19 protein-coding genes are annotated in these 24,647 nt (G+C 71.7%); 9 read left to right on the forward strand and 10 right to left on the reverse strand.

The genetic code is table 11. From position 1 onward, the window contains the following. Positions 1 to 63 precede the first annotated feature (63 nt). Entirely contained in the window at positions 64 to 702 is a 639-nt protein-coding gene (locus tag ACIRQH_RS24745; protein WP_404227043.1) for an NADPH-dependent FMN reductase, read from the reverse strand. 468 nt (positions 703 to 1,170) lie between these two features. Here ACIRQH_RS24745 and ACIRQH_RS24750 point away from each other — a divergent pair, with 468 nt between their 5' ends. Beyond that, on the forward strand, positions 1,171 to 1,689 hold the full coding sequence (locus ACIRQH_RS24750; protein WP_404227009.1) for a hypothetical protein: 519 nt from the start codon (positions 1,171 to 1,173) through the stop codon (positions 1,687 to 1,689). Between the two features lie 172 nt (positions 1,690 to 1,861). Continuing rightward, a complete protein-coding gene (locus ACIRQH_RS24755) occupies positions 1,862 to 2,482 on the forward strand; it encodes a class F sortase (RefSeq protein WP_388864674.1) in 621 nt (206 codons plus the stop codon). A 39-nt stretch (positions 2,483 to 2,521) separates the two neighbouring features. On the opposite strand, the gene ACIRQH_RS24760 is transcribed toward ACIRQH_RS24755, so the two are convergent. The 4 genes from ACIRQH_RS24760 to ACIRQH_RS24775 form a co-directional block, all read right to left on the reverse strand. After that, positions 2,522 to 3,304 carry a TSUP family transporter gene (locus tag ACIRQH_RS24760; RefSeq protein WP_358818929.1) on the reverse strand — a complete coding sequence of 261 codons (783 nt, stop codon included), beginning with the start codon at positions 3,302 to 3,304 and terminating at the stop codon, positions 2,522 to 2,524. 123 nt (positions 3,305 to 3,427) lie between these two features. After that, a complete protein-coding gene (locus ACIRQH_RS24765; RefSeq protein ID WP_404227010.1) occupies positions 3,428 to 4,360 on the reverse strand; it encodes an oxidoreductase in 933 nt (310 codons plus the stop codon). Positions 4,361 to 4,536: 176 nt separating this feature from the next. Next, on the reverse strand, positions 4,537 to 7,287 hold the full coding sequence (gene ppdK / locus ACIRQH_RS24770) for a pyruvate, phosphate dikinase (protein ID WP_404227011.1): 2,751 nt from the start codon (positions 7,285 to 7,287) through the stop codon (positions 4,537 to 4,539). Between the two features lie 406 nt (positions 7,288 to 7,693). Next, positions 7,694 to 8,914 (reverse strand): ROK family protein, encoded by a 1,221-nt coding sequence (locus tag ACIRQH_RS24775; protein ID WP_404227012.1) that lies wholly within the window; start codon positions 8,912 to 8,914, stop codon positions 7,694 to 7,696. A 233-nt stretch (positions 8,915 to 9,147) separates the two neighbouring features. Between ACIRQH_RS24775 and ACIRQH_RS24780 the strand changes: the two genes are divergently transcribed. Further along, complete coding sequence (locus ACIRQH_RS24780) at positions 9,148 to 10,620, forward strand: MGH1-like glycoside hydrolase domain-containing protein (RefSeq protein WP_358818960.1); 1,473 nt, start codon at positions 9,148 to 9,150, stop codon at positions 10,618 to 10,620. Continuing rightward, positions 10,617 to 12,554, forward strand: coding sequence for a glycogen debranching N-terminal domain-containing protein (locus ACIRQH_RS24785; protein WP_388929958.1), 1,938 nt, complete (start codon positions 10,617 to 10,619; stop codon positions 12,552 to 12,554). Before ACIRQH_RS24780 ends, ACIRQH_RS24785 begins: the two co-directional genes overlap by 4 nt. A gap of 387 nt (positions 12,555 to 12,941) precedes the next feature. On the opposite strand, the gene dusB is transcribed toward ACIRQH_RS24785, so the two are convergent. After that, complete coding sequence (gene dusB, locus ACIRQH_RS24790; RefSeq protein ID WP_388864666.1) at positions 12,942 to 14,093, reverse strand: tRNA dihydrouridine synthase DusB; 1,152 nt, start codon at positions 14,091 to 14,093, stop codon at positions 12,942 to 12,944. Between the two features lie 96 nt (positions 14,094 to 14,189). On the opposite strand from dusB, the gene ACIRQH_RS24795 reads away from it, so the two are divergent. Further along, a complete protein-coding gene (locus ACIRQH_RS24795; RefSeq protein ID WP_358818935.1) occupies positions 14,190 to 15,653 on the forward strand; it encodes an MFS transporter in 1,464 nt (487 codons plus the stop codon). A 96-nt stretch (positions 15,654 to 15,749) separates the two neighbouring features. Here the strand turns inward: ACIRQH_RS24795 and ACIRQH_RS24800 are convergent, their stop codons facing one another. Next, complete coding sequence (locus ACIRQH_RS24800; RefSeq protein ID WP_358818961.1) at positions 15,750 to 16,580, reverse strand: helix-turn-helix transcriptional regulator; 831 nt, start codon at positions 16,578 to 16,580, stop codon at positions 15,750 to 15,752. A gap of 287 nt (positions 16,581 to 16,867) precedes the next feature. Between ACIRQH_RS24800 and ACIRQH_RS24805 the strand changes: the two genes are divergently transcribed. The 3 genes from ACIRQH_RS24805 to ACIRQH_RS24815 all read left to right on the forward strand — a co-directional run bounded on the left by ACIRQH_RS24805 (position 16,868) and on the right by ACIRQH_RS24815 (position 20,167). Further along, positions 16,868 to 18,298, forward strand: coding sequence for an MFS transporter (locus tag ACIRQH_RS24805; RefSeq protein WP_404227013.1), 1,431 nt, complete (start codon positions 16,868 to 16,870; stop codon positions 18,296 to 18,298). 286 nt (positions 18,299 to 18,584) lie between these two features. Then, entirely contained in the window at positions 18,585 to 19,859 is a 1,275-nt protein-coding gene (locus tag ACIRQH_RS24810) for a M14 family zinc carboxypeptidase (protein WP_358818962.1), read from the forward strand. A 101-nt stretch (positions 19,860 to 19,960) separates the two neighbouring features. Then, entirely contained in the window at positions 19,961 to 20,167 is a 207-nt protein-coding gene (locus ACIRQH_RS24815) for a hypothetical protein (RefSeq protein ID WP_358818937.1), read from the forward strand. 64 nt (positions 20,168 to 20,231) lie between these two features. Here ACIRQH_RS24815 and ACIRQH_RS24820 read toward each other — a convergent pair whose 3' ends face one another. Both ACIRQH_RS24820 and ACIRQH_RS24825 read right to left on the reverse strand, forming a co-directional pair. Then, positions 20,232 to 20,837 carry a TetR family transcriptional regulator gene (locus ACIRQH_RS24820; protein ID WP_358818938.1) on the reverse strand — a complete coding sequence of 202 codons (606 nt, stop codon included), beginning with the start codon at positions 20,835 to 20,837 and terminating at the stop codon, positions 20,232 to 20,234. Between the two features lie 26 nt (positions 20,838 to 20,863). Beyond that, a complete protein-coding gene (locus ACIRQH_RS24825; RefSeq protein ID WP_388930006.1) occupies positions 20,864 to 21,868 on the reverse strand; it encodes an aldo/keto reductase in 1,005 nt (334 codons plus the stop codon). Positions 21,869 to 22,081: 213 nt separating this feature from the next. Between ACIRQH_RS24825 and ACIRQH_RS24830 the strand changes: the two genes are divergently transcribed. Next, a complete protein-coding gene (locus tag ACIRQH_RS24830) occupies positions 22,082 to 23,134 on the forward strand; it encodes a chitinase (protein ID WP_358818939.1) in 1,053 nt (350 codons plus the stop codon). Between the two features lie 108 nt (positions 23,135 to 23,242). On the opposite strand, the gene ACIRQH_RS24835 is transcribed toward ACIRQH_RS24830, so the two are convergent. After that, positions 23,243 to 24,625, reverse strand: coding sequence for a glycine--tRNA ligase (locus ACIRQH_RS24835; protein WP_358818940.1), 1,383 nt, complete (start codon positions 24,623 to 24,625; stop codon positions 23,243 to 23,245). Between the last annotated feature and the right edge of the window lie 22 nt (positions 24,626 to 24,647).

Consider the following 24,647-nt stretch of genomic DNA (forward strand, 5'->3'; position numbering starts at 1 on the left):
CCGGCGCCCCCGCCGCGGACGCCTCCGGGCGCCCCCGCGCTTTCCCGCCCTTCGGTGCACATCTCACCCCGCGTACGGCCGTCGCCGCCGCGCGTCCTTCAATGCCCGTGCCCACCAGCCGAGTTGGTCCAGCATCGTGCTCGCCGCGGCGGCGGGGCCCGCCGGGTCGCGCGGGTGGCCGGCCTCGTCGAACGCGGCGCCCGCGCCGTGGAAGGACACGGTGTCCCGCACGGTGACGGCGTGCAGCTCCGCGAAGACCTGACGCAGGTGCTCGACGGCCCGCAGTCCTCCGGAGACACCCCCGTACGACACCAGGGCGACAGGCTTGGCCCGCCACTCGCCGTAGTGCCAGTCGACGAGGTTCTTCAGGGCCGCGGGGAAGGAGTGGTTGTACTCGGGGGTGAGGACGACGAAGGCGTCCGCGTCGGCGAGGGCGGGCGTCACCTTCGCCAGCTCGGCGGCCACCGCGGGCGACGGGGAGGACGACAGGGCCGTGGGGAGGTCGACGGAGGCGACGTCGAGGACCTCGGGGAGGAAGTCGTCCCGTTCCGCGATCCGGTCGAGCAGCCAGCCGGCCACGACGGGACCGAACCGGCCCTCGCGATTGCTGCCGATGACCACGGCGACCCGTACGGGAGGCTCGGCCACCGGGCCCGGAACGGCGGGTTCGGCCCGGGGCTCGGCGGACAACGCGGCCTGCACCGCGGCCACGGACGGGGCTGTGGCTGGGGCTGGGGCTGCGGCTGCGGCTGCGGCTGCGGCTGCGGACGGGGCTGCGACGGTGGCTGTCCTCATGCCGCACAGCCTCGTACCTCAACCATTCTTGAGGTCAAGCGCGCCGCCGGGTCATGGGGACACCGGGACCCCTCCATCGCGTCCACGGCCGCACCAGGCCGCCGCATCACGCCACAGGTCACCCGTTCACACCCTCGGCGCCGCACCCTTCGGGTTCTTCTGTCCGACACGCCGGGCACACGTCGGTGACCTGCGGGAACGCCGACGCTCCCGCCCGTGCGGCGGGGGCTTCTGACACCCGTTCACCTCATTTCTGACACCCCATCAGGAAGCGGGTACGGGGCGGTGCCACTTACCTCGGTAGAGCAGGGGCACGACCGACGCAGCGGCACTTGGGGGTGTCGCGGGCCGGGCCCCCTCGGAGGAGCTAGCACGATGCGACGTACCGCCCGGCTGCTGACCGGTACCGCGCTCGCCGTCGTCGCCGCGGGTCTGGCCGCCGCGCCCGTGTACGGAGAGGACGGCGGGAGCCTGGAGGTGTTCCCCTCCACCGTCGTCCCGGGTGCCGACGTCACCGTCAACACGTCCGCCTGCCCCGGGGACGGCACCGCGATGGGGGACGCCGACGCGGTGGGCGCCGGGACCTTCACGCTCGCGGCGAGCGCGCACGAGCAGGACGCGATCGGTCAGTTCCAGGTGCCGCCGAGCGCGCAGCCGGGAACGTACGAGATCGTCGCGAAGTGCGCGGACGGCCGGCGCGTCACCGGCGACCTGATCGTGACCCTGACCTCGACGCGCGAGCAGGTCCAGCCGCGCGGCCATGTCAACACCGGTGTCGGCGGCGCGCTGGGCCCCGACCCCGTCCAGACCGCGGCGGGAGTGGCGGCGCTGGCCGTCGCCGCCGCGGGCGGTACCTGGCTCCTGCATCGCCGGGCGAGAGGCGACGGGATCTGACGGACACCCTCCGCCGTCCGTCCGCCGGTACCGCCGTCCCCTCCCCCTCCGTGGCCCGACGCCCCTCGCGGCGCGGAGGGGGAAGGGGACCGATCGTGTCCCGTCCCAGCCGTCGGGCCCGGCCGGCCCCCGGCCCCCGGCCCCCGGATAGGGACCCCGTGAGGAGGCTCGTGTGCGCCGGGTCAGCAACATCGCCATAGCGTCGGTCACCGTGTTCGCCCTGTGCTCGGGCGCCTGGCTGCTGCGCAGCGGCTCCGAACCCCATCCGCCGCCGCAGCCGTCGGCGGCCGAGGCGGGGACCGGCGGGAACCGCGCGCCGTCCGCCGCGCGAGCACTGCCGCACTCCCCGCCGGACCGCATCCGTATCCCCGCGATCGGTGTGGACACCCCGCTCATGGGCCTCGGTCTCACCCCGCAGGGCAGCCTGGACGTGCCGCCCGCTGAGAAGAAGAACCTGGCCGGCTGGTACGAGTCGGGCACCTCACCCGGCGAGCGCGGCACGGCGATCGTCGCCGGGCACGTCGACAACGCCGAGGGCCCCGCCGTCTTCTACGACCTCGGCGCCGTCCGCAAGGGCAGCACGGTCGAGGTGGACCGGCTCGACGGCAGCACGGCCGTGTTCACGGTCGACGCGGTCGAGGTGTACGACGCGCGGGCCTTCCCCGACGCCAGGGTGTACGGCGCGGCCCGCCGGCCGGAGTTGCGGGTCATCACCTGCGGCGGCGGCTACTCCAGGTCGACGGGCTACCAGGGCAACGTGGTCGTCTTCGCCCATCTCACGGGCAGCCGCTGAGCGGTGGGCCGGACGCCGGATCCCGCCGGGGGGTTCGGGTCAGGCCAGCCACTGCTCGTACGCGAGGTTCGCGACCAGCGCGAAGACCACGGTCAGGAGTACGACGCGGACGAAGCCGCTGCCCTTCTTGAGCGCGGTCCGTGCCCCGACCATGCCACCGGCCAGGTTGAACACGGCCATCAGGGCGGCGAGTTCCCAGAAGACGGTGCCCTTCCACGCGAAGGTGGCGAGGGCGCCCGCGTTGGTGCAGCAGTTGACGATCTTGGCGGTGGCGGAGGCGGTCACCAGGTCGAGGTGCAGCAGCGCGGTCAGCGCGAGCACGAGGAACGTGCCGGTGCCGGGGCCGATGAGACCGTCGTAGAAGCCGATGCCGAGGCCCGCGAGGCCGATCGCGGCGAGCACGCGGCGGGCGGAGACCGGGGTGGTCGCCGGCGCGGTGCCGAACGCGGGCCGCAGGATCACGAAGGTGCCGACGGCGAGCAGGACGACCATGACGACCGGCTTGAGCACCTCGGTGCTGAGCCCCGCCGCGACGGACGCGCCCGCCGTCGAACCGGCGAGCGCGGCCACGCCGATGCGGACGGCGAGCCGAACGTCGACGGGTGCCTTGCGCGCGTACGTCACCGCGGCGCCCGTCGTGCCGACGATCGCCACCGCCTTGTTGGTGCCGAGCGCGTACGCGGCGGAGGTGCCCGCGGGCAGGCCCAGCAGCATGGCGGGCAGCAGGAGCAGGCCCCCGCCGCCGACCACGGCGTCGATCCAGCCGGCCGCCAGGGCGGCGACGCAGAGTACGAGGACCGTGGTCAGCGATATGTCGGGCATGATCGCGACCCTATGGACGCGGTGCGTGTGCCGTCCATGGATCTCGGCAGGCTTGAGCGAGTTCTGAGGTTCGGACCAGCGGCTTTCGCGGACGGTGCCGGGCCCGGACCGGTCCTTGTGCCCCTACTTGAGCCCGTCGAAGCTGACGCCGGTCAGCTCCCGGGAGGCGGCCCAGAGCAGTTCGCCCGCGCGGTCGTCTCGGGTCCAGGGTGTCCGCCAGGACGGCGCGGGCGAGCCGCGCCACATCGCGAAGGACGGCCCGACGAAGGTGTCGGGTGCCACGCCCGGCGCGGTGGCCGCGTACAGGCTGGGCAGCGCCCCGGCCTCGGCGCTCTGCGCGAAGACGCGGTTGCCGAGCTCCATGAGCCGCTCGGCGCCCCGGCGTCCCTCCATCCGGGGCCCGGCGGTCTGCAGGTTGGTGGAGGCGTAGCCGGGGTGGGCGGCGGCCGCGACGACGTCGGAGCCGGCGCGGGACAGCCGTCGTGCCAGCTCGTGCGTGAAGAGGAGGTTGGCGGTCTTGGACCGGGCGTAGACGATCCACTTGCGGTACGGCTGACGGTCGTTGTTCAGGTCGTCGAGGTCGATGTTGGAGAGCGCGTGGACCATGCTGGAGACGGTGACGATCCGGGCGCCGGGGGTGTCGGCGACCAGCGGGTGCAGCAGCCCGGTGAGCGCGAAGTGCCCGAGGTGGTTGACGCCGAACTGGGTCTCGAACCCGTCGGCGGTGCGGCCGCGCGGGAGCGCCATGACCCCGGCGTTGTTGACGAGCAGATCGAGCCGCTCGTACGTCCGCGCGACCGTGGCGGCGAACTCCCGCACGGAGTCCAGGTCCCCCAGATCGAGCCGCAGGAACGCGACATCGGCCCCCGGCACCTCGGCGACGATCCGGTCACCCGCCTCGGCACCCCGCTCCGCACTCCGACAGGCCAGCACGACCCTGGCCCCCTTACGGGCGAGCTCCCGAGCGGTCACGTACCCGAGCCCGCTGTTGGCCCCGGTGACGACAGCGGTCCGCCCCCTCTGCTCGGGCACGTCCTGAGCGTTCCAGCGGGGCATGGGTGGCTCCTTCATGGGGAGGGGACGACGGCGCTCCCCACCCTAGGCGGGGCGGAGCCGGAACACGGGACGACCCGAAGGGGCGGCACCCCCGCACAGGGTGCCGCCCCTTCGTTGTGGACGCCGGATGCCGCCGGGCCGGTGAGGGTGGGTGGCCGGCGGGGCTCCGGGGGTTTCTAGCGGTGGTCGCTGCCCTTCGAGCTGGAGGCCGCGCGGCCCGCTTCCAGGCGGGCCACGGGGATGCGGAAGGGGGAGCAGGAGACGTAGTCGAGTCCGACCTCGTGGAAGAAGTGGACCGACTCCGGGTCGCCGCCGTGCTCGCCGCAGACGCCGAGCTTCAGGTCGGGGCGGGTCGCGCGGCCGGCCTCCACCGCGGACTTCACCAGGGAGCCGACGCCGTCCTTGTCGATGGTCTCGAAGGGGCTGACGCCGAAGATGCCCTTCTCCAGGTACGCCGTGAAGAAGGAGGCTTCCACGTCGTCGCGGCTGAAGCCCCACACCGTCTGGGTGAGGTCGTTGGTGCCGAAGGAGAAGAACTCGGCGGCCTCGGCGATCTGGCCGGCCGTCAGCGCGGCCCGCGGGAGTTCGATCATCGTGCCGATCGCCAGCTTCAGCCGGATGCCGGTGGCGGCCTCGACCTCGGCGATGACCTGGTCGGCCTCCTCGCGGACGATCTCCAGCTCCTGGACGGTGCCGACGAGCGGGATCATGATCTCCGCGCGCGGGTCGCCCTTGGCGTTCCTGCGTTCGGCGGCGGCCTCCGCGATGGCCCGTACCTGCATGGTGAACAGGCCGGGGATGACCAGGCCGAGGCGGACGCCGCGCAGGCCCAGCATGGGGTTCGACTCGTGCAGCCGGTGCACGGCCTGCAGGAGGCGCAGGTCGTTCTCGTTGGCGTCCTTGCGGGACTCGGCGAGCGCGACCCGTACCGACAGTTCGGTGATGTCGGGCAGGAACTCGTGCAGCGGCGGGTCCAGGAGACGGATCGTCACCGGGAGGCCGTCCATCGCCTCGAACAGCTCGATGAAGTCCTGCTTCTGGAGGGGCAGCAGGCCCTTGAGGGACTCCTCGCGTTCCGCGTCGGTGTCCGCGAGGATGAGCCGCTCCACGAGTTCGCGGCGGTCGCCGAGGAACATGTGCTCGGTGCGGCACAGGCCGATGCCCTGCGCTCCGAAGCGGCGGGCGCGCAGCGCGTCCTCGGCGTTGTCGGCATTGGCGCGCACCCGCAGGCGGCGGACCCGGTCGGCGTACGCCATGATCCGGTGCACGGCGGCGACGAGTTCGTCGGCGTCGTCGGCGCCCGCGTGCATGCGGCCCTCGAAGTACTCGACGACCGGGGAGGGCACGACCGGGACCTCGCCCCGGTAGACCTTGCCGGTGGAGCCGTCGATGGAGACGACGTCGCCCTCTTCGACGACGACCCCGCCGGGGGCCGTCATACGGCGCCGCTTGGTGTCGACCTCGAGCTCCTCGGCGCCGCACACACAGGTCTTGCCCATGCCGCGGGCGACGACGGCGGCGTGCGAGGTCTTGCCGCCGCGCGAGGTCAGGATGCCCTCGGCGGCGATCATGCCGTCGAGGTCGTCGGGGTTGGTCTCGCGGCGGATCAGGATGACCTTCTCGCCCGAGCGGGACCACTTGATCGCGGTGTACGAGTCGAAGACGGCCTTGCCGACGGCGGCGCCGGGCGAGGCGGCGATGCCCCGGCCGAGCTGGTCGACCTTCGCCTCGTCGTCGAAGCGGGGGAACATCAGCTGGGCGAGCTGGGCGCCCGTCACCCGCTGGAGGGCCTCGGCCTCGTCGATGAGTCCCTGGTCCACGAGCTGGGTGGCGATACGGAAGGCAGCGCCCGCGGTGCGCTTGCCGACGCGGGTCTGGAGCATCCACAGCTGGCCGCGCTCGATGGTGAACTCGATGTCGCAGAGATCCTTGTAGTGGTTCTCCAGGGTCTCCATGATCTGCATGAGCTGGTCGTACGACTTCTTGTCGATCGACTCCAGCTCGGCGAGCGCGACCGTGTTGCGGATACCGGCGACGACGTCCTCGCCCTGGGCGTTCTGGAGGTAGTCGCCGTAGACGCCCTGGTGGCCGGAGGCGGGGTCGCGGGTGAAGGCGACGCCGGTGCCGGAGTCGGGGCCGAGGTTGCCGAAGACCATCGAGCAGATGTTGACGGCGGTGCCGAGGTCGTGCGGGATGCGCTCCTGGCGGCGGTAGAGCTTGGCGCGCTCGGTGTTCCAGGAGTCGAAGACCGCGTGGATGGCGAGGTCCATCTGCTCGCGCGGGTCCTGCGGGAAGTCCCGCCCGGCCTCGGTCTTGACGATCTTCTTGAACTTGGTGACGAGCTTCTTCAGGTCGGCCGCTTCGAGGTCCGTGTCGACCGCGACCTTCTTGAGTTCCTTGGCCGCCTCCAGCGCGTCCTCGAAGAGGTCGCCGTCCACGCCGAGGACCGTCTTGCCGAACATCTGGATGAGGCGGCGGTAGGAGTCCCACGCGAAGCGCTCGTCGCCGGCCTGCTTGGCGAGGCCCTGGACCGACTTGTCGGAGAGGCCGATGTTCAGGACGGTGTCCATCATGCCGGGCATGGAGAACTTCGCCCCGGAGCGGACCGACACCAACAGCGGGTCGTCGGCCTGGCCGAGCTTCTTGGCCATCTTCGCCTCGAGGGCGTCGAGGTGCGCACTCACCTCGTCACGCAGTGCCGCCGGCTCCTCGCCACTGTCGAGGTACGTCTTGCACGCCTCGGTGGTGATGGTGAAACCGGGCGGGACGGGAAGACCCAGGTTGGTCATCTCGGCGAGGTTGGCACCCTTGCCTCCGAGAAGGTCCTTGAGTTCCTTGTTGCCCTCGGTGAAGTCGTAAACGAACTTCGCTCCGCCGACGCCGCTGTCGCCGTTCTCAGCTACGTGGGGATCTTTGTTTTCCGACACGAGTCTCGACTCCTCGACGTCGCGGTGGCTGCCCTGACGAGGGGGAACATACCCAGATCGAAGGCGCGTGGGTACGTCCACTTGCGCGTCATGCGCCTGTAACCACCCGTCCGCCACCAGATCGAAAGTCAAAGCTTGGCAAGCCATCCGGCGCCCGTGTTTTCACTTCTTGAACGCGTCGACGCCCGTAGACCCTTGAGCACGCTCAGGTGAGCGGCCCTCGGCACGTCTGAGTTTAATCGATGAACGATCAAGGGGTGGCACTGAGTGCCACCCCTTAGGGAAGTGCAGCCGCCCATGATCCGCTCATCTGAGCGACACCCCTATCAAGGGTGGCGAGAATCACGCCCCGCGGAGCGGCCCGGTTTCACCATGCGGACCACGATCCGGACATGACACGCGGCTGTCACACGCCGAGGGCCGCGAGCCGCTCCTCCGCGCGCTCCGGGGCGTAGAGGTACTCGACGACCAGCGCCCCGGCGCCCACCAGTCCGGCCCGCTCGCCGAGCCGCGAGGTCACCACCTCCAGATGAGCGGTGGAGCGGGGCAGCGCCCGCTGGTAGAGCAGCTCGCGCACGCCCGTGACGAAGGGTGTTCCGGCCAGGTCTCCGGCGATCATCAGTACGCCCGGGTTGAGCAGCGTGACGACGGTGGCCAGGACGTCCCCGACCTGCCGGCCGGCCTCCCGGGCCAGGGCCATCGCCTCGGGGTGACCCGCCGTCAGCAGGTCCCGCACGTCGGAGCCGGAGGCCGCCCGCACGCCCGCCTCGGCGAGCCGCCGCGCCACCGCACCGCCGCTCGCGACGGCCGCGAGACAGCCGTACGAGCCGCACCGGCAGAGCGCCTCCGCGCCCACCCGGATGTGCCCTATGTCGCCGGCCCCGCCGTCCACGCCCCGGTAGATCGTGCCGCCGACGACCATGCCCGCGCCGATACCGGTGGAGACCTTGACCAGCGCGAACGCGGAGCAGTCGGGGTAGCCGGCGCGCTGCTCTCCGTACGCCATCAGGTTGGCGTCGTTGTCGACGAGCACGGGGACGAGGGCGCAGCGGTCGGTGCCCGCGTGCTCGGCGAAGGCGCGGGCCAGCCGGCCCCGGATGTCGTAACCGTCCCAGCCCGGCATGATCGGCGGCTGCACCACGCGCCCGGTGTCGATGTCGACGGGGCCCGGCACCGCGAGCCCTATGCCGCAGACGGCGTCGGGGCCCCGGCCGGACTTCTCCAGCAGTTCGGCGAACCAGCGACCCAGTTCACCGAGCACCGCCTCGGGTCCCTCGTCGATCACCAGGAGGCCCGCGTGCTCGGCGACGATCTCGCCGGTCAGGGTCACCACGGCGGCGCGGCCGTGCCGGGTGTCGAGGTCGGCGGTCAGGACGACCGCGTGCTCGTCGTCGAACTCCAGCGTGATGGAGGGGCGGCCGCCCAGCGGTGAGTCGACGGGGCCGCCGGCGCCCTCGCGGAGCCACCCGGCGCGGAACAGCCGCTCCAGGCGCTGGCCGACGGTGGCCCGGGAGAGGCCGGTGGCCTGCTGGAGCGCGCCGCGTGTGGTCGCCCGGCCGCTGCGCACCAGTTCGAGCAGCTGTCCGGCGCTTGCCTGGTTCACGGTCCTCGCCGCCCTTCCGGTCATGCGCACCCCCTTGCGTTCCTCAACTCTGCATTACATATTGAGTTTTGCGTGTTAAATAGACGTAACCCTACGGCAGCTACTGCCGAACTGGTCGGACGGACGTCTTCGGGGAGACCTGAGTGGACAGCACAACCCAGCTCACCGCCCTGCGCAGGGGGCTCACCGCCTCCTTGCGCCCCACCGGCACTCCCGTACACGCCTCCGGCCCGCCCACTCCGCCCGGTCCGGGCGGAATCGCCCGTACCGGACCACTTGTATACGATCCCGCTGGGCCGTCGGGTTCCTTGCACCTCAAGGCGTCCCGGGTGCTGAACGGCAACTGGACGGGAACGTCCACGGTGCCCTCGCGCGGTCTGTACCCGCACCAGTGGTCGTGGGACTCCGCGTTCATCGCGATCGGGTTGCGTCATCTGTCCCCGCTGCGGGCGCAGACGGAGCTGGAGACCCTGCTCGGCGCGCAGTGGGCCGACGGGCGTGTCCCGCACATCGTGTTCAACCCCTCCGTCCCGCTGGACGCGTACTTCCCGAGCCCCGACTTCTGGCGCTCCTCGACCGCGGGCCGCGCGGCGGGCGCCCCGCGCACCGTACAGACGTCGGGCATCGTGCAGCCACCGGTCCACGCGCTCGCCGTGTGGCTGGTGCACCGCGCGGATCCGGGCCTTTCGCGGTCGCGGTCGTTCCTCTCACGGATGTATCCCCGCCTGGCGGCCTGGCACCGCTATCTCCTGCACCGCCGGGACCTGGGCGGCGGCGGTCTCGCCAGCGTGGTCCACCCCTGGGAGCAGGGCATGGACAACAGTCCGTGCTGGGACGCGCCGCTCAGCCGCGTGACCCCGGCGCCGGCCCGGTCCTTCCGGCGGGCGGACCTCGACCACGGCGCCCCCGAGGACCGGCCCACCGACCTCGACTACGGGCGGTACGTGCGGCTGGCCGCCGACTACCGCGACCGCGGATACGCCGACGGGGGCGGCGAGTTCGCCGTCGAGGACCCGGCGTTCAACGCCCTGCTGATCGCCTCCGAGCACGCGCTGGCCGAGATCGCGCAGGAGCTCGGCGCGGCGGGCACCGCACGCCACGCGCGCGCCGAGCGGCTGACGGCGGCCCTGGTGGACCGGCTGTGGGATCCGGCGGAGGGCCTGTTCTTCTGCCGGGACGAGCGCGGCGGCCCGGACGGCCGCGGCAGCGGGCTCATCCCCGAGCGCAGCGTCGCCGGACTACTGCCCCTCATCCTGCCCGCGCTGCCGCGCGAGATCGCCGCCACGCTCGTACGGACCGCGGGCGGCCCGCACTTCGCACTCGGCGGGGCCGCACGGCTCACGCCCAGCTACGACCTGACCGGCGACTCCTTCGACCCGCACCGGTACTGGCGCGGGCCGGCCTGGTTCAACACCAACTGGCTGCTGGAGCGCGGGCTGCGGCTGCACGGGGAGCACGGGCGGGCGGACGCCCTGCGGACCGCCCTGCTCGACACGGCCGCGGAATCGGAGTTCGCCGAGTACGTGGACCCGTACACCGGCGAGGCCTGCGGTGCACTCGGTTTCAGCTGGACGGCGGCACTGACGCTCGACCTGCTGCACACCACCGGCGGACCGGAGCCGGTCGTGTCCGAGGCGGAGCCGGACACGTTGGTGAACACGGCACACAGCACTGCGTTACAGGGCACGTACGACGCCGGGACGGGCGCCAAGGGAGGGGACCGGGGATGACGGAACGGCATCATCTGCTCGTGCACGGTGGGACGTTCGCCGCCGTGGGCGACGGCGGGGACATCAGCGGTGTGCGGGGCGGCAGCTCCCCGGACGGGTTGTTCGTGCGGGACGCACGGCACCTCAGCCGGTGGCAGCTGACGGTGGACGGGGCGGTGCCCGAGGCGCTCACCCCGGTCGCGGACGGCGACACGGCACGCTGCGTGCTGGTGCCGCGGGGCGGCCGCAACGAGCCGCCCGCGTACACCCTTTTCCGTGAACAGGCCGTCGCCGAGGGCGCGTTCGTGGAGGCGCTGCGCGTCACCAGCAACCGTCCGACGCCGACCACGGTCCGTATCGCGGTCACCGCGGACGCCGACTTCACGGACCAGTTCGAACTGCGCTCCGACTACCGCACGTACGCGAAGACCGGCGTCGTACGCCGGCGACAGGTCCTCGACGACGGGGTGGAGTTCAGCTACCGGCGCGGGGAGTGGCGGTCCTGTACGACGGTCACCGCCGAGCCCGCTCCGGACGGGGTGGAGGAGACGGGCACCGGCGCACGCCGTCTGGTGTGGTCCCTGGATCTCGAACCGCACGGCTCGGCGGAGCTGGCCCTGCGGGTGGCGGCCCGCCCGCACGGCGCCGCGCACGAGCCGAGCGTCCCCGCCTCGCCCGCCGCCGCGAACGAGCGACTGCTCGCCCTGGAGGGCGAGTTCGCGGAAGGGGTGCCGTTCCCGACCGGCTGGCCGGAGCTGGCCGCGGCCTGCGCGCGGGGCCTGTCCGACCTCGCCGTGCTCCAGGTCCCGGCCCGCGGCCCGGACGGTGAGGAGCTACGGGTGCCGGCCGCCGGAGTCCCCTGGTTCCTCACCCTGTTGGGCCGGGACGCCCTGCTCACCTCGCTCTTCGCGCTGCCCTACCGGCCGCAGCTCGCCGCCGCCACCCTGCCCGCGCTCGCCGCGACCCAGGCCGTCGAGGTGGGGGCGGACACGGTCGCGCAGCCCGGGAAGATCGTGCACGAGGTGCGGCACGGCGAGCTCGCGCACTTCGGGCAGGTGCCGTTCGGCCGCTACTACGGTTCGGTGGACGCGACCCCGCTGTTCCTGGTGCTGCTCGGCGCGTACACCGAGCAGACCGGCGACGCCGCCCTCGCCCGCCGGCTGGAGCCCAACGCCCGTGCGGCGATCGGCTGGATGCTGGACCACGGCGGGCTGACCTCGCGCGGCTATCTCGTCTACCGCGCGGACGGCGGCGGTCTCGCCAACCAGAACTGGAAGGACTCCCCCGGCGCGATCTGTTCGGCCGACGGCAGCCGTCCGAGCGGTCCGGTGATGGCGGCGGGCGCGCAGGGGTACGCGTACGACGCGCTGCGCCGCACCGCGCACCTCGCCCGGACCGTCTGGGACGACGAGGTGTACGCGGCGCTCCTGGAACAGGCCGCCGCCGACCTGCGCGACCGTTTCCAGCGGGACTTCTGGATGAGCGAACACGCCTTCCCCGCGCTGGCGTTGGACGGTGACGGCCGGCACGTCGACGCGCTCGCGTCGGACGCGGGCCATCTGCTGTGGTCGGGTCTGCTCGACAAGGAGTACGGCGAACTGGTGGGCCGCAGGCTGCTGGAGCCGGACTTCTTCTCCGGCTGGGGCGTCCGCACGCTCGCCTCGGGCCAGTCGGCGTACCACCCGCTGTCGTACCACCGCGGTTCGGTCTGGCCGCACGACAACGCGCTCATCGCGCTGGGGCTCGCGCGGTACGGCCTGCACGACGAGGCCCGGACGGTGGCCCACGGTCTGGTGGACGCGGCGACGGCCGCCGGCCACCGGCTGCCCGAGGTCATCGCGGGCTACGACCGGGAGACCCACGCCGAACCGGTGCCCTATCCGCACGCCTGCGTCCGGGAGTCCCGCTCGGCGGCGGCTCCGCTGGCGCTGCTCACGGCGGTCGGCGGCGCCTGAGGTCCGTCGAGGGGCCGGGGGGGGAAGCCGCGGGCCGGGTGGTGCGCGGTCCCGTCGGGGCTCGGCGGCCCGCGCCGCGGGCGGTTCGGCCGGCGAGCGGGCCGCGGACGCACCCCGCCTACCGGGCAGCCCGCTGAAGGCGGCCCGGTGCCGGGGACGGTGGGGGCGGCCCGGTGCCGGGGACGGTGGGGGCCGAGGCCCGGCGGACGGTCCGGGCCCGGCGCTCGGCACTGGTCCGTGCGCGAGCGCGCCACGGTCCCGTCGCGACTCGGCGGCCCGCGCCGCGGGCGGGTCGCCCGGTTCGGCCGGTGAGGGCGGGCCATGGGAGCGGCGGGCGCCCGTGACCCGGCGGCCGGGGTTCAGCCGCCGGGGTTCAGCCGCGGGGGTTCAGCCGCCGGAGGTGTCCAGTTCCGCTTCCTCGCCGATGCCCGCGCAGTCGTAGGGGTCCTTCAGCCAGCCCTCCGGAAGGACGACGCGGTTGTTGCCGGAGGTGCGGCCGCGGGGGCCGTCGGCGCCGGCGGGCCACGCCTGGTCGAGGTCCAGCTCGGCCAGTCCGTCGGACAGTTCGGCGAGGGAGGAGGTGACGGCGAGCCGCTTGCGCATCTCGGAGCCGACGGAGAAGCCCTTCAGGTACCAGGCGACGTGCTTGCGGAAGTCGATGACGCCGCGCGCCTCGTCGCCGATCCACTCGCCGAGCAGGGTGGCGTGCCGGACCATGACGGCCGCGACCTCGCGGAGCGTCGGGCGGGCGTACTCCTCGCGGCCCTCGAACGCGGCGACCAGGTCGCCGAACAGCCAGGGCCGGCCGAGGCAGCCGCGGCCGACGACCACGCCGTCGCAGCCGGTCTCGCGGACCATCCGCAGCGCGTCGTCCGCCGACCAGATGTCGCCGTTGCCGAGGACGGGGATCTCCGGCACGTGCTCCTTCAGCCGGGCGATGGCGTCCCAGTCGGCGGTGCCGCCGTAGTGCTGGGCGGCGGTCCGGCCGTGCAGGGCGATCGCGGTCACGCCCTCCTCGACCGCGATGCGTCCGGCGTCGAGGAAGGTGATGTGGTCGTCGTCGATGCCCTTGCGCATCTTCATGGTGACGGGCAGCTCCCCGGCGCCGCTGACGGCCTCGCGGAGGATCGCGCGCAGCAGGTTGCGCTTGTACGGCAGCGCGGAGCCGCCGCCCTTGCGGGTCACCTTGGGGACCGGGCAGCCGAAGTTGAGGTCGATGTGGTCGGCGAGGTCCTCTTCCGCGATCATGCGGACGGCCTTGCCGACGGTCGCGGGGTCGACGCCGTACAGCTGGATCGAGCGCGGCTTCTCGGTCGCGTCGAAGTGGATCAGCTGCATGGTCTTCTCGTTGCGCTCGACCAGTGCCCGCGTGGTGATCATCTCGCTGACGAAGAGACCCTTGCCGCCGCTGAACTCGCGGCACAGCGTGCGGAACGGCGCGTTCGTGATGCCCGCCATGGGGGCGAGGACGACGGGCGGCTGCACCTGGTGGGGACCGATCGACAGCACGGAGTTCACGGTGGACGTGGGCGTGGACATTCCCCCATTGTGGCGTACGGAGCGGGGTGCCCGCGCAGAAGATCGTGTAGGGGTCATTAGTTAGACACACTATCGACGTCCGCGTACCCTGAGTGGATGCCTGAGCTCAGCCACCGCCACCGCATGCTGGTGCTCGCGATCTGCTGCATGAGTCTGCTGATCGTGAGCCTCGACGTCACCATCCTGAACGTCGCCCTCCCCTCGATGCAGAGGGAACTGCACGCGAGCGTCGCGGGCATGCAGTGGACGATCGACGCGTACACCCTGGTGCTGGCCTCCCTGCTGATGCTCGCGGGCTCCACCGCCGACCGCATCGGCCGCCGCAAGGTCTTCATGGCGGGTCTCGTCCTGTTCACCATCGGCTCGGTGCTCTGCTCGCTCGCCCCGAGCCTCGACACCCTCATCGTGTTCCGGATGATCCAGGCCGTCGGCGGCTCGATGCTCAACCCGGTCGCGATGTCGATCATCACGAACACCTTCACCGACCCCCGTGAACGCGCCCGCGCGATCGGCGTGTGGGGTGCCGTCGTCGGCATCTCCATGGCCGCCGGCCCCCTCGTCGGCGGACTGCTCGTCGACACCGTCGGCTGGCGTTCCATCTTCTGGATCAACCTGCCCGTCGGCCTCGCCGCGCTCCTGCTGACCCTGCGCTTCGTCCCCGAGTCCCGCGCCCCCAAGGCCCGCCGCCCCGACCCGGTCGGCCAGCTCCTCGTCATCGCGCTCCTCGGCTCCCTCACCTACGCGATCATCGAGGCGCCCACCTCCGGCCTCACCCACACCCTCGCCTTCGGCGCGATCGCCCTCGCCTCCCTGCTCGGCCTCCTGTGGTACGAGCCCCGCCGCGACGAACCCCTCATCGACCTGCGCTTCTTCCGCTCCGCCCCGTTCAGCGGCGCGACCGTCATCGCGGTCAGCGCGTTCGCCGCCCTCAGCGGCTTCCTGTTCCTGTCGACGCTCTACCTGCAGAACGTCCGCGGCCTCGACGCCCTGCACGCGGGCCTGTGGATGCTGCCGATGGCCGCCTTCTGCTTCGTCTGCGCGCCCATCTCGGGCCGCCTCGTCGGCAGCCGCGGCCCCCGCCTGTCCCTGCTGATCGCCGGCGTCGCCATGACCATCAGCGGCGTCCTGTTCGCCGCCTTCGAGGCCGAGACGTCGAACGTCACCCTCGTCATCGGCTATGTCTTCTTCGGCCTCGGCTTCGGCTTCGTCAACGCCCCCATCACCAACACCGCCGTCTCCGGCATGCCCCGCACCCAGGCCGGTGTCGCCGCGGCCGTCGCCTCCACCAGCCGTCAGATCGGCGGCACCCTCGGCGTCGCCGTCATCGGCGCGGCCCTCGCCTCCGGCATCCAGGCCTCCGCCTACCGCGAAACCTTCGTCTCCGCCGCCCGCCCCGGCTGGTGGATCATCGCCGCCTGCGGCCTCGCCGTCCTCGTCCTCGGCGCGCTCACCAGCGGACGCTGGGCCCGCGGCACGGCCGACCGCACGGCCCGCCTGCTGGAGGCGCCGGAGGTGGCGGAACCGGTGAGCGCAAGGGCCCACGACACCACGGCCGCCTGACCCCGGACGGTGAACGGCCGCGGCCCGCACAGGCCCGGACCGTTCACCGCCCGCGGCGGGACAGGGGCCGGCGCCGGCCGGGCCGCACCCGGAGCGTCACGCCGCTCCGGCCTCCTCGGCCTCCGCCTCCAGGGCGATCGCGTGCAACCGCTCCAGCCGCTCACGGCTCTGCTCGTCGGCCGGCGGATAGATCACCATGCGGGCGCCCTGCGCGGGCGCGAGCCACAGGTCGGTGTGATCGACCGTCACGAGACCGACGTACGGGCTGACGAACTGCTTCGTCTTGCCGCGCGCGCTCACCACCTCGTACCGCTCCCAGATCTCCCGGAACTCCGCCGACTCCGTCCGCAGCCGCTTCACCAGCATCTTCCACGCCGGCTCCCCGAGATGCCCGGCCATCGACACCCGCAGCCGCGCCGCCATCAGCCGCATCGCCTCGTCCAGGAAGACGATCGACTCACGCCACTCCGCGTTCGTGTACGCGAGCACCAGACAGTTGCGGTCGGCGGGCGGCACCGCGTCGAGGTCACGCATCATCAGCCGGGCGTACGTGCGGTTGTACGCCAGGATGTCGTACCGGCTGTTCTGGATACAGGCCGGAACGGGCTCCAGCTGCCGCAGCATCAGACGCAGCGCCGGCGTGATCCCCGAACACTGCGCGGCCGGCGACGGATCCACGGCACCGGCCAGCTGGAAGAGATGAGTACGCTCACCGGCGTCCAGCAACAGGGTCCGCGCCAGCGCGTCGAGGACCTGCTCCGAGACCTGGATGGCCCGCGCCTGCTCCAGCCACGTGTACCAGGTCACCCCCACCGCCGAGAGCTGCGCGACCTCCTCCCGGCGCAGCCCCGGAGTACGCCGCCGGCGCCCCCGGGGCAGCCCCACCTGCTCGGGCGTGATGCGCTCACGGCGGCTGCGCAGGAACATCGCCAGCTCGTGCCGCCGGATCTCGCTGCCCCGCCCCGCCGCGGCACCCGACGACACCACCTGCCCGGGGACGGCCTCGACGCTCCCCGCCACCCCCGCTCCTGCGGCCCCCGCGGACCCCGTCGGCCCGACCGCGGACCGTGCCCCCGCCGAACCCGTGATCGCATCCTGTGCCATCGTCGTCATGCCTCCAGCCTGCCGCTCACCGCAGCCTGTTGCCAGGTAGTCCTTCTACCAGGATAAGAAGACTCTGGTACCAGCCTGAGACCGGGAGAAGTCTGGAGGACGTGACCGAAACCGGAGCTCTCACGACCACCGTCCGCGCCCCTGCCGCCCCACCCGCCCTCGGCAGCCTCGGACTCCTCACCGTGCTGCTCGGCGCGGCCCTGCCCCTGATCGACTTCTTCATCGTCAACGTGGCCCTCCCGACCATCGGACACGACCTGCACGCGAGCGAGTCCGTCCTCGAACTCGTCGTCGCCGGCTACGGAGTCGCCTACGCCGTCCTCCTCGTCCTCGGCGGACGCCTCGGCGACCTCTTCGGCCGGCGCCGGTTCTTCCTCGGCGGCATGGCCGCCTTCGGCCTGACCTCCCTCGCATGCGGGCTCGCCCCCACCGCCTGGACCCTCGTCGCCGCCCGCGTCGCCCAGGGCGCCGCAGCCGCCGCGATGCTTCCCCAGGTCCTCGCCACCATCCAGGCCACGACCGCGGGACCGCGCCGCGCCAAGGCCATGGGCCTCTACGGCGCCACCGCCGGCCTGTCCATGGTCGCCGGACAGATCCTCGGCGGCGTCCTCGTCGCCGCCGACATCGCCGGCAGCGGCTGGCGCTCCGTCTTCCTCGTGAACGTGCCCGTCGTCGCCCTCGGCCTGTTCCTCGCCGCCCGCGCCGTCCCCGAGACCCGCTCCCGGCACCCCGAACCCGTCGACACCCCCGGCACCGTCCTGCTCGCCGTCACCCTGCTGGCCCTGCTCACCCCCCTCACCGAGGGCCGCGCCGCCGGCTGGCCCCTGTGGACCTGGCTCTCCCTCGCCCTCTTCCCCCTCGCGGCCACCGCCTTCTACCTCGTCGAACGCCACGCCGACCGCAACGGCCGCACCCCACTCGTCCCGCCCAGCCTGTTCCGGCTGACCTCACTGCGCCGCGGCCTGATCATGATCGTGCCGTTCTCCATCGGCTTCAGCGGCTTCATGTTCGTCATCGCGGTCGCCCTGCAACAGGGAGAGGGCCTCGGCCCCGTCCCCGCCGGACTCGCCCTCGCCCCGCTCGCCGTCGTCTTCTTCGTCACCTCCCTGTGCGGCCCCCGCCTGATCGCCCGCCACGGCACCCGCGTCGTCACCGCCGGCGGAATCCTCCAGGGCATCGGCATCGCCCTCATCGCCATCGCCGCCTGGCGGTCCTGGCCCGACCTCGGCGTCTGGCAACTCCTCCCCGGAGCAGCCGTCGCCGGAGCCGGACAGGCACTCCAGCTCCCCGTCCTCATCCGGATCGTCCTCTCCGAAGTACCCGCCGCCCGCGCCGGCGTCGGCAGCGGCGTCATGGCCACCACCCAGCAGGCCTCCCTCGCCATCGGCGTCGCCACCCTCGGCACCCTGTTCCTGTCCCTCGCCCCCACCCACGGCATGCGGAACGCCCTCGTCACCACCCTCCTCGTCCAACTCGTCGGCATCGCCCTCACCACCGCGCTCAGCCTGCGACTCCCCCGCACCATCGCCTGACCGCGGACCCCACCCCACCGCTCGTGGCGACACCACCCGCGCGCCCCCTTGCGGCCACCGGCACATGCACCCGTCATGCCGTCAACTACCCATTCCCCAGGGGCTGTTGACACTCCCCGCACACCATGTCGTACTGAGTCGCACTGAAGTCGAACGGACCGCGCCCGGCGACCGCCCAGCCGCACGCCCCCGTCGACCGCTCCGCGATCCGAGGAGGCCCCGTGGCCCACACCAAGATCCACACACCGGACCAGAGGCCCACCACGGCCGCCGGCGGAACCGGACACTGAACTACCCCACACCCGCCGACGTCACCCGCACCGCCAGGGCCCTCGCCACCCGACACCCCGACAAGTGCCGACTCACCACGATCGGCCACTCCCGCCGCGGCACCCCCTTACGGATGCTCAGCGTCGGAAGAGGCCCACGGCACGCACTCGTGGTCGCGGGCGCCCACCCCAACGAATACGTCGGCGGCGGCACCCTCCTCGCGCTGGCCCACCGGGCACTGGCCGGCGAACACCCCGGGACCGTATGGCACCTCGTGCTGTGCCTCGACCCCGACGGAGCCCGCCTCAACGAAGGCGGCCACCACGCCGACACCCTCCTCGACCACTACCGCCACTTCTTCCGCCCCGCCCCCGACGAACAACCCGAATGGGCACCCGCACTCCCCCGCCCCCGCTTCCTCCCCGAGAGCCGCGCCCTCCTCGACGTCATCCGCCGCATCCGCCCCTACGTCCAGATCTCCCTCCACAGCACCGACATCGGCGGCACCTTCGCCCAACTCACCCGCGACGTCCCCGGCCTCGACCGCACCCTCACCACCTCCGCCGAACGCCTCGGCATCCCCGTCGAGAACGCCCCCCTCGACGCCCTCCACTGGCCCGCCACCGCCCCCGGCGTCTTCGTCCTCCCACCCCCCGGAGCCCCCGAACGCCCCACCGCCTTCCCCGAGAACGCCCACCGCTCCACCTGGCTCGCCCCCCACGCCTACGGAGGCGTCACCGCCGTCATCGAAGTCCCCGTCTGGGCCGCCACCCGATTCGCCGACCTCACCCCCGACCCCGCCCCCGAACAACGCCTGCGCCACTGGGCCGAACGCCTGCGCGCCCACACCCACACCACCCGCGCCCACTACGAACGCGCCCGCCCCCACCTCCCGCCCCCCGGCCCGGACCCCGCCTTCAGCATCCGCCGCGCCATCGCCGAAACCCTCCGCGTCTGCGGCCCCCTCGCCGACAGCTGGGACCCCACCCACCCCACCTACACCCCACTGCCCGACCTCACCCGCGCCCGCACCGCCAGCATCGAAGGCTTCGCCCGCCGCACCCCGCTCCGCGCCGCCGCCATGCTCCTGCGCCTCCTCGACGAACACGCCCCCACCCCCGCCACCGCACCCCAACGCGCCGAACTGGAAGCCCTCATCACCCGCTGGTGCGCCGCCTACTCCACGAGCTTCACCGCCACCTGGGTCCCCGTGGACCGGCAGATAGAACACCAGGTCAACGTCACCACCGCCGCCGTCGAAGCCGCCGAAGGACACCTCGCGCCCTCCTGACCCACCCGGCCCCCCACCGAACTCACCGCCCGACAGCCCCCGTTGATCTTCGCGATGCTGCACACTCCTAGCGCAGACGAAACGGTCAACCAGGAGGTGCCATGCTGCAGATCAACCAGAGCAAAGTGAGCCGCTGGGACCAGCACGGCCGCGAACACACCGTCCGCGTCCAACGCACCGGCGTCCAGCGCACCATCCGATGCGACACCTGCGACTGGCGCAAGAACGCCCAGTTCCTCCCCTGGCTCAAAGCCGAGGAACACCTCGCCGAAGCCCACCAGGCGACCGTCGACCCCAAGGAACACTGAAACCCCGGCGAGCCCACCCCGCCGGGTCCACACAACAGCCCCGGGCGACCCCGGGCGACGAACCTCAGTCGATACGCCGACGCAGCCCACGCAACAGCAGACGGACCACCGCCACGAACTCCGCCTCGATCCCCGCCTGCTCCCACTCACCCGCGTACGCCGGATCATGAAAACGGCCCGTCGCGTCGAACACCGCACGCGCCGTCGCCGCCGAATCACCGTCCACCGACGAGAAATCGCCCTCCTGGACACCCCGGAACACGATCTGCGTCACCTGCTCCACCAGCTCCGCGATGTGCTCCTCCACCACCGCGCTCGCCTCACCGAGCAGCACCGTGTACGTCGCGAACAGCTCCGGATCGTCCCCCGCCTTGTGCCGCTTCGCCGTGAACAGCGCGCCCAGCCAGTGCTCCAGAGCCACCGGAGCCGGCTGCGCGGCCGACCCGGCGATCTCCCCCAGCGTCGCCGACGTCCGGTCCAGCCACCGCTTCGTGACCGCCTCCCGCAGCGCCGCCTTCGTACGGAAATGGCGGTAGACACTGCCATGACTGACACCCAGCGCACGCGCCACGTCCACCACCGTGGCCTTGGCCGGGCCGTGACGACGCAGCACCTCCTCGGTCACCTCGAGGATGCGCTCGGCCGTCAGTACTTCACCGGTCTGTGCCATGACGAAGACCGTACCTGCCGGTACTGTCAGCGCTCGCTGTCGAGATGTGCCATCTGCGCCGCCGGGTAACGGTCACCCGCAGCCGCGTCCACCGGCACCGCCCGCTCGATCGCCGCCAGGTCCGCCTCCTCCAGCGTCACATCCAGAGCGCCCAGCGCCTCCGCCAGCCGCTCCCGGGTCCGCGCACCCACCAGCGGCACGACGTCCTCGCCCCGCGACAGCACCCACGCGATCGCGATCTGCGCGACACTGACCCCCTTCTGCTCGGCGATCTTCCGCAGCGCGTCCACCAGCGAGAGATTGTGCCGCAGGTTGTCCCCCTGGAAACGGGGACTCATGGCCCGGAAATCGTTCGCGCCCAACTGCCGGTCCGCCGTGAAGTGCCCCGAGATCAGACCGCGCGACAGCACCCCGTACGCCGTGATCCCGATCCCCAGCTCACGGGTCGTCGCCAGGATCTCCCCCTCGATGCCCCGCGAGATCAGCGAGTACTCGATCTGCAGATCCGAGATCGGCGCCGTCGCCGCCGCACGCCGGATCGAGTCCGCGCCGGCCTCACTCAACCCGATGTGCCGCACATGCCCGGCCTCCACCAGCTCCGCGATCGCGCCGACGGTCTCCTCGATCGGAATTCCGGGATCGACCCGGGCGATCCGGTACACATCGATATGCTCGACACCGAGGCGCTGCAGGGAGTAGGCGGCAAAGTTCTTCACCGCCGCAGGCCGCCCGTCATACCCCGACCAACCCCCGTCCGGATCCCGCAACGCCCCGAACTTCACACTGGTCAGCGCCTTCTCACGCAACGCCGGCGGCGCCGAACGCAGCGCCTCCCCGATCAGCATCTCGTTGTGGCCCATCGCGTAGAAATCGCCCGTGTCGAGCAAGGTCACACCCGCTTCGAGCGCTGCATGGATCGTCGCGACCGACTCGGCCCGGTCCGCGTCCCCGTAGAGCGCGGACATGCCCATGCAGCCGAGGCCGAGGGCGGAGACCTGGGGGCCGGTGGTTCCGAGGGGGCGGGTTTGCATGAGAGCTCCTTGGTGGTCCTTGGAGGGGCGGTACACCTTTACCCTCGCACGACAGCTGACAGATTTCAATATCTGTCATCTGTTATCTGTCAGCTGACATCCGTCACGCGCCCCGAACCCTGGTCCAGACCTATTGACGAATGGTCTGGACCGCGCGAATGTCATGCCTACGACACCTCGACACCTCACCGCACCCCCACCGGGAGGCCTCGCATGATTCGTCGCAAGCTTCGCCTGCTCGCCGTCGCCCTGGCAGCGGCGGTCCTGACCCCCTTGTCGGTGGCCGGTGCGCCCAGTGCCGCCGCGGCCGACACCTGTGCCGTGAAGTCTCGTCCCGCCGGCAAGGTTCTCCAGGGCTACTGGGAGAACTGGGACGGCTCGTCCAACGGTGTGCATCCGCCGTTCGGTTGGACGCCGATCACCGATTCTCGTATCGCCCAGCATGGTTACAACGTGCTCAACGCGGCGTTCCCGGTGATCCGTTCGGACGGGACGGCGTTGTGGGAGGACGGGATGGACGTGGGTGTGAAGGTCGCGACGCCCGCCGAGATGTGCGCGGCCAAGGCGTCGGGGCAGACGATCCTGATGTCGATCGGTGGCGCGGCCGCCGGGATCGATCTGAGTTCGTCCACGGTCGCCGACCGTTTCGTGGCGACGATCGTGCCGATCCTGAAGAAGTACAACTTCGACGGGATCGACATCGACATCGAGACGGGCCTGACCGGCAGCGGGAACATCGGCCAGTTGTCCGCGTCGCAGGCGAACCTGATCCGGATCGTCGACGGGGTGCTGTCGAAGATGCCGTCGAACTTCGGGCTGACGATGGCGCCGGAGACGGCGTACGTGACCGGTGGCAGCGTCGCGTACGGGTCGATCTGGGGCGCGTATCTGCCGATCGTGAAGAAGTACGCGGACAACGGCCGGCTGTGGTGGCTGAACATGCAGTACTACAACGGGAGCATGTACGGGTGTTCCGGTGACTCGTACTCGGCGGGCACGGTGCAGGGGTTCACGGCGCAGACCGACTGTCTGAACAAGGGTCTTGTGGTGCAGGGGACGACCGTCAAGGTGCCGTACGACAAGCAGGTGCCGGGGTTGCCCGCGCAGTCGGGGGCGGGTGGCGGTTACATGGCGCCGAGTCTGGTGTCGCAGGCGTGGAGGCACTACGGGACCGGCCTGAAGGGGCTGATGACCTGGTCGGTGAACTGGGACGGTTCGAAGAACTGGACGTTCGGCGACAACGTGAAGGCGTTGCAGGGCCGTTGAGGCGGGTGACGGCTCGGTTGCGGGGTCGTTGAGGGCGGCCTGGTCCGGGCAGCGCGAAGCCCCCGGTTCCCTGGTGGGAGCCGGGGGCTTCGTGGTGCGTGGGGCAGGTCAGCAGCCGACGAGGCGGCTGGCGAGGTAGCCCTCGATCTGGTCGAGGGAGACGCGCTCCTGCTTCATGGAGTCGCGCTCGCGCACGGTGACGGCGTTGTCGTCGAGGGTGTCGAAGTCGACGGTGACGCAGAAGGGGGTGCCGATCTCGTCCTGGCGGCGGTAGCGGCGGCCGATGGCGCCGGCGTCGTCGAACTCGATGTTCCAGTGCTGGCGCAGCGCGGTGGCGAGGCCCTTGGCCTTGGGCGACAGTTCCGGGTTGCGGGAGAGCGGGAGGACGGCGACCTTGACGGGCGAGAGGCGGGGGTCGAGGCGCAGGACGGTGCGCTTCTCCATCTTGCCCTTGGCGTTGGGGGCTTCGTCCTCGATGTAGGCGTCGAGGAGGAAGGCGAGCATGGTGCGGCCGACGCCGGCGGCGGGTTCGATGACGTAGGGGGTCCAGCGCTCTCCGGCTTCCTGGTCGAAGTAGGAGAGGTCCTGGCCGGAGGCCTTGGAGTGGGCGCCGAGGTCGTAGTCGGTGCGGTTGGCGACGCCTTCGAGCTCGCCCCATTCGTTGCCGCCGAACTGGAAGCGGTACTCGATGTCGGCGGTGCGCTTGGAGTAGTGGGAGAGCTTCTCCTGGGCGTGCTCGTACCAGCGCATGTTCTCTTCGCTGAGGCCGAGGCCGGTGTACCAGTTCCAGCGTTCCTGCATCCAGTACTCCTGCCACTTCTCGTCCTCGCCCGGCTTGACGAAGAATTCCATCTCCATCTGTTCGAACTCGCGGGTGCGGAAGATGAAGTTGCCGGGGGTGATCTCGTTGCGGAAGGACTTGCCCATCTGCGCGATGCCGAAGGGCGGCTTGCGGCGCGAGGTGGTCTGTACCTGGGCGAAGTTGGTGAAGATGCCCTGGGCGGTCTCGGGGCGCAGGTAGGCGACGGAGCCGCTGTCCTGGGTGGGGCCGAGGTGGGTGGAGAGGAGGCCGGAGAACTGCTTGGGCTCGGTGAACATGCCCTTGTTGCCGCAGTTGGGGCAGTTGATGTCCGCGAGGCCGTTCTCGGGGAGGCGGCCGTGCTTGGCTTCGTAGCCCTCCTCCAGGTGGTCGGCGCGGTAGCGCTTGTGGCAGGAGGTGCACTCGGTGAGGGGGTCGGAGAAGGTGGCGACGTGTCCGGAGGCGACCCAGGTCTCGGTGGCCAGGATCACCGATGAGTCGATACCGACGACGTCCTCACGCGAGGTGACCATGTAGCGCCACCACTGGCGCTTGATGTTCTCCTTGAGTTCGACGCCGAGCGGGCCGTAGTCCCAGGCGGCACGCTGTCCGCCGTAGATCTCACTACTGGGGAAAACGAAGCCACGGCGCTTGCTCAGGCTGACGATGGTGTCGATCTTGTCGGCGGCCACGGTGCTCTCTTCATTACGAACG

Origin of the sequence: Streptomyces sp. NPDC102279 (genome assembly GCF_044766365.1) — a bacterium.
Taxonomy (GTDB): domain Bacteria; phylum Actinomycetota; class Actinomycetes; order Streptomycetales; family Streptomycetaceae; genus Streptomyces.

What these genes read in the sequence shown, in the direction of transcription:
- dusB (WP_388864666.1), bottom strand. Translation starts at nt 14,093, where the DNA reads ATGTCCACGCCCACGTCCACCGTGAACTCCGTGCTGTCGATCGGTCCC.
- ACIRQH_RS24830 (WP_358818939.1), top strand. Translation starts at nt 22,082, where the DNA reads ATGATTCGTCGCAAGCTTCGCCTGCTCGCCGTCGCCCTGGCAGCGGCG.
- ACIRQH_RS24750 (WP_404227009.1), top strand. Translation starts at nt 1,171, where the DNA reads ATGCGACGTACCGCCCGGCTGCTGACCGGTACCGCGCTCGCCGTCGTC.
- ACIRQH_RS24760 (WP_358818929.1), bottom strand. Translation starts at nt 3,304, where the DNA reads ATGCCCGACATATCGCTGACCACGGTCCTCGTACTCTGCGTCGCCGCC.
- ACIRQH_RS24785 (WP_388929958.1), top strand. Translation starts at nt 10,617, where the DNA reads ATGACGGAACGGCATCATCTGCTCGTGCACGGTGGGACGTTCGCCGCC.
- ACIRQH_RS24795 (WP_358818935.1), top strand. Translation starts at nt 14,190, where the DNA reads ATGCCTGAGCTCAGCCACCGCCACCGCATGCTGGTGCTCGCGATCTGC.
- ACIRQH_RS24815 (WP_358818937.1), top strand. Translation starts at nt 19,961, where the DNA reads ATGCTGCAGATCAACCAGAGCAAAGTGAGCCGCTGGGACCAGCACGGC.
- ACIRQH_RS24820 (WP_358818938.1), bottom strand. Translation starts at nt 20,837, where the DNA reads ATGGCACAGACCGGTGAAGTACTGACGGCCGAGCGCATCCTCGAGGTG.
- ACIRQH_RS24775 (WP_404227012.1), bottom strand. Translation starts at nt 8,914, where the DNA reads ATGACCGGAAGGGCGGCGAGGACCGTGAACCAGGCAAGCGCCGGACAG.
- ACIRQH_RS24765 (WP_404227010.1), bottom strand. Translation starts at nt 4,360, where the DNA reads ATGCCCCGCTGGAACGCTCAGGACGTGCCCGAGCAGAGGGGGCGGACC.
- ACIRQH_RS24825 (WP_388930006.1), bottom strand. Translation starts at nt 21,868, where the DNA reads ATGCAAACCCGCCCCCTCGGAACCACCGGCCCCCAGGTCTCCGCCCTC.
- ACIRQH_RS24800 (WP_358818961.1), bottom strand. Translation starts at nt 16,580, where the DNA reads ATGTTCCTGCGCAGCCGCCGTGAGCGCATCACGCCCGAGCAGGTGGGG.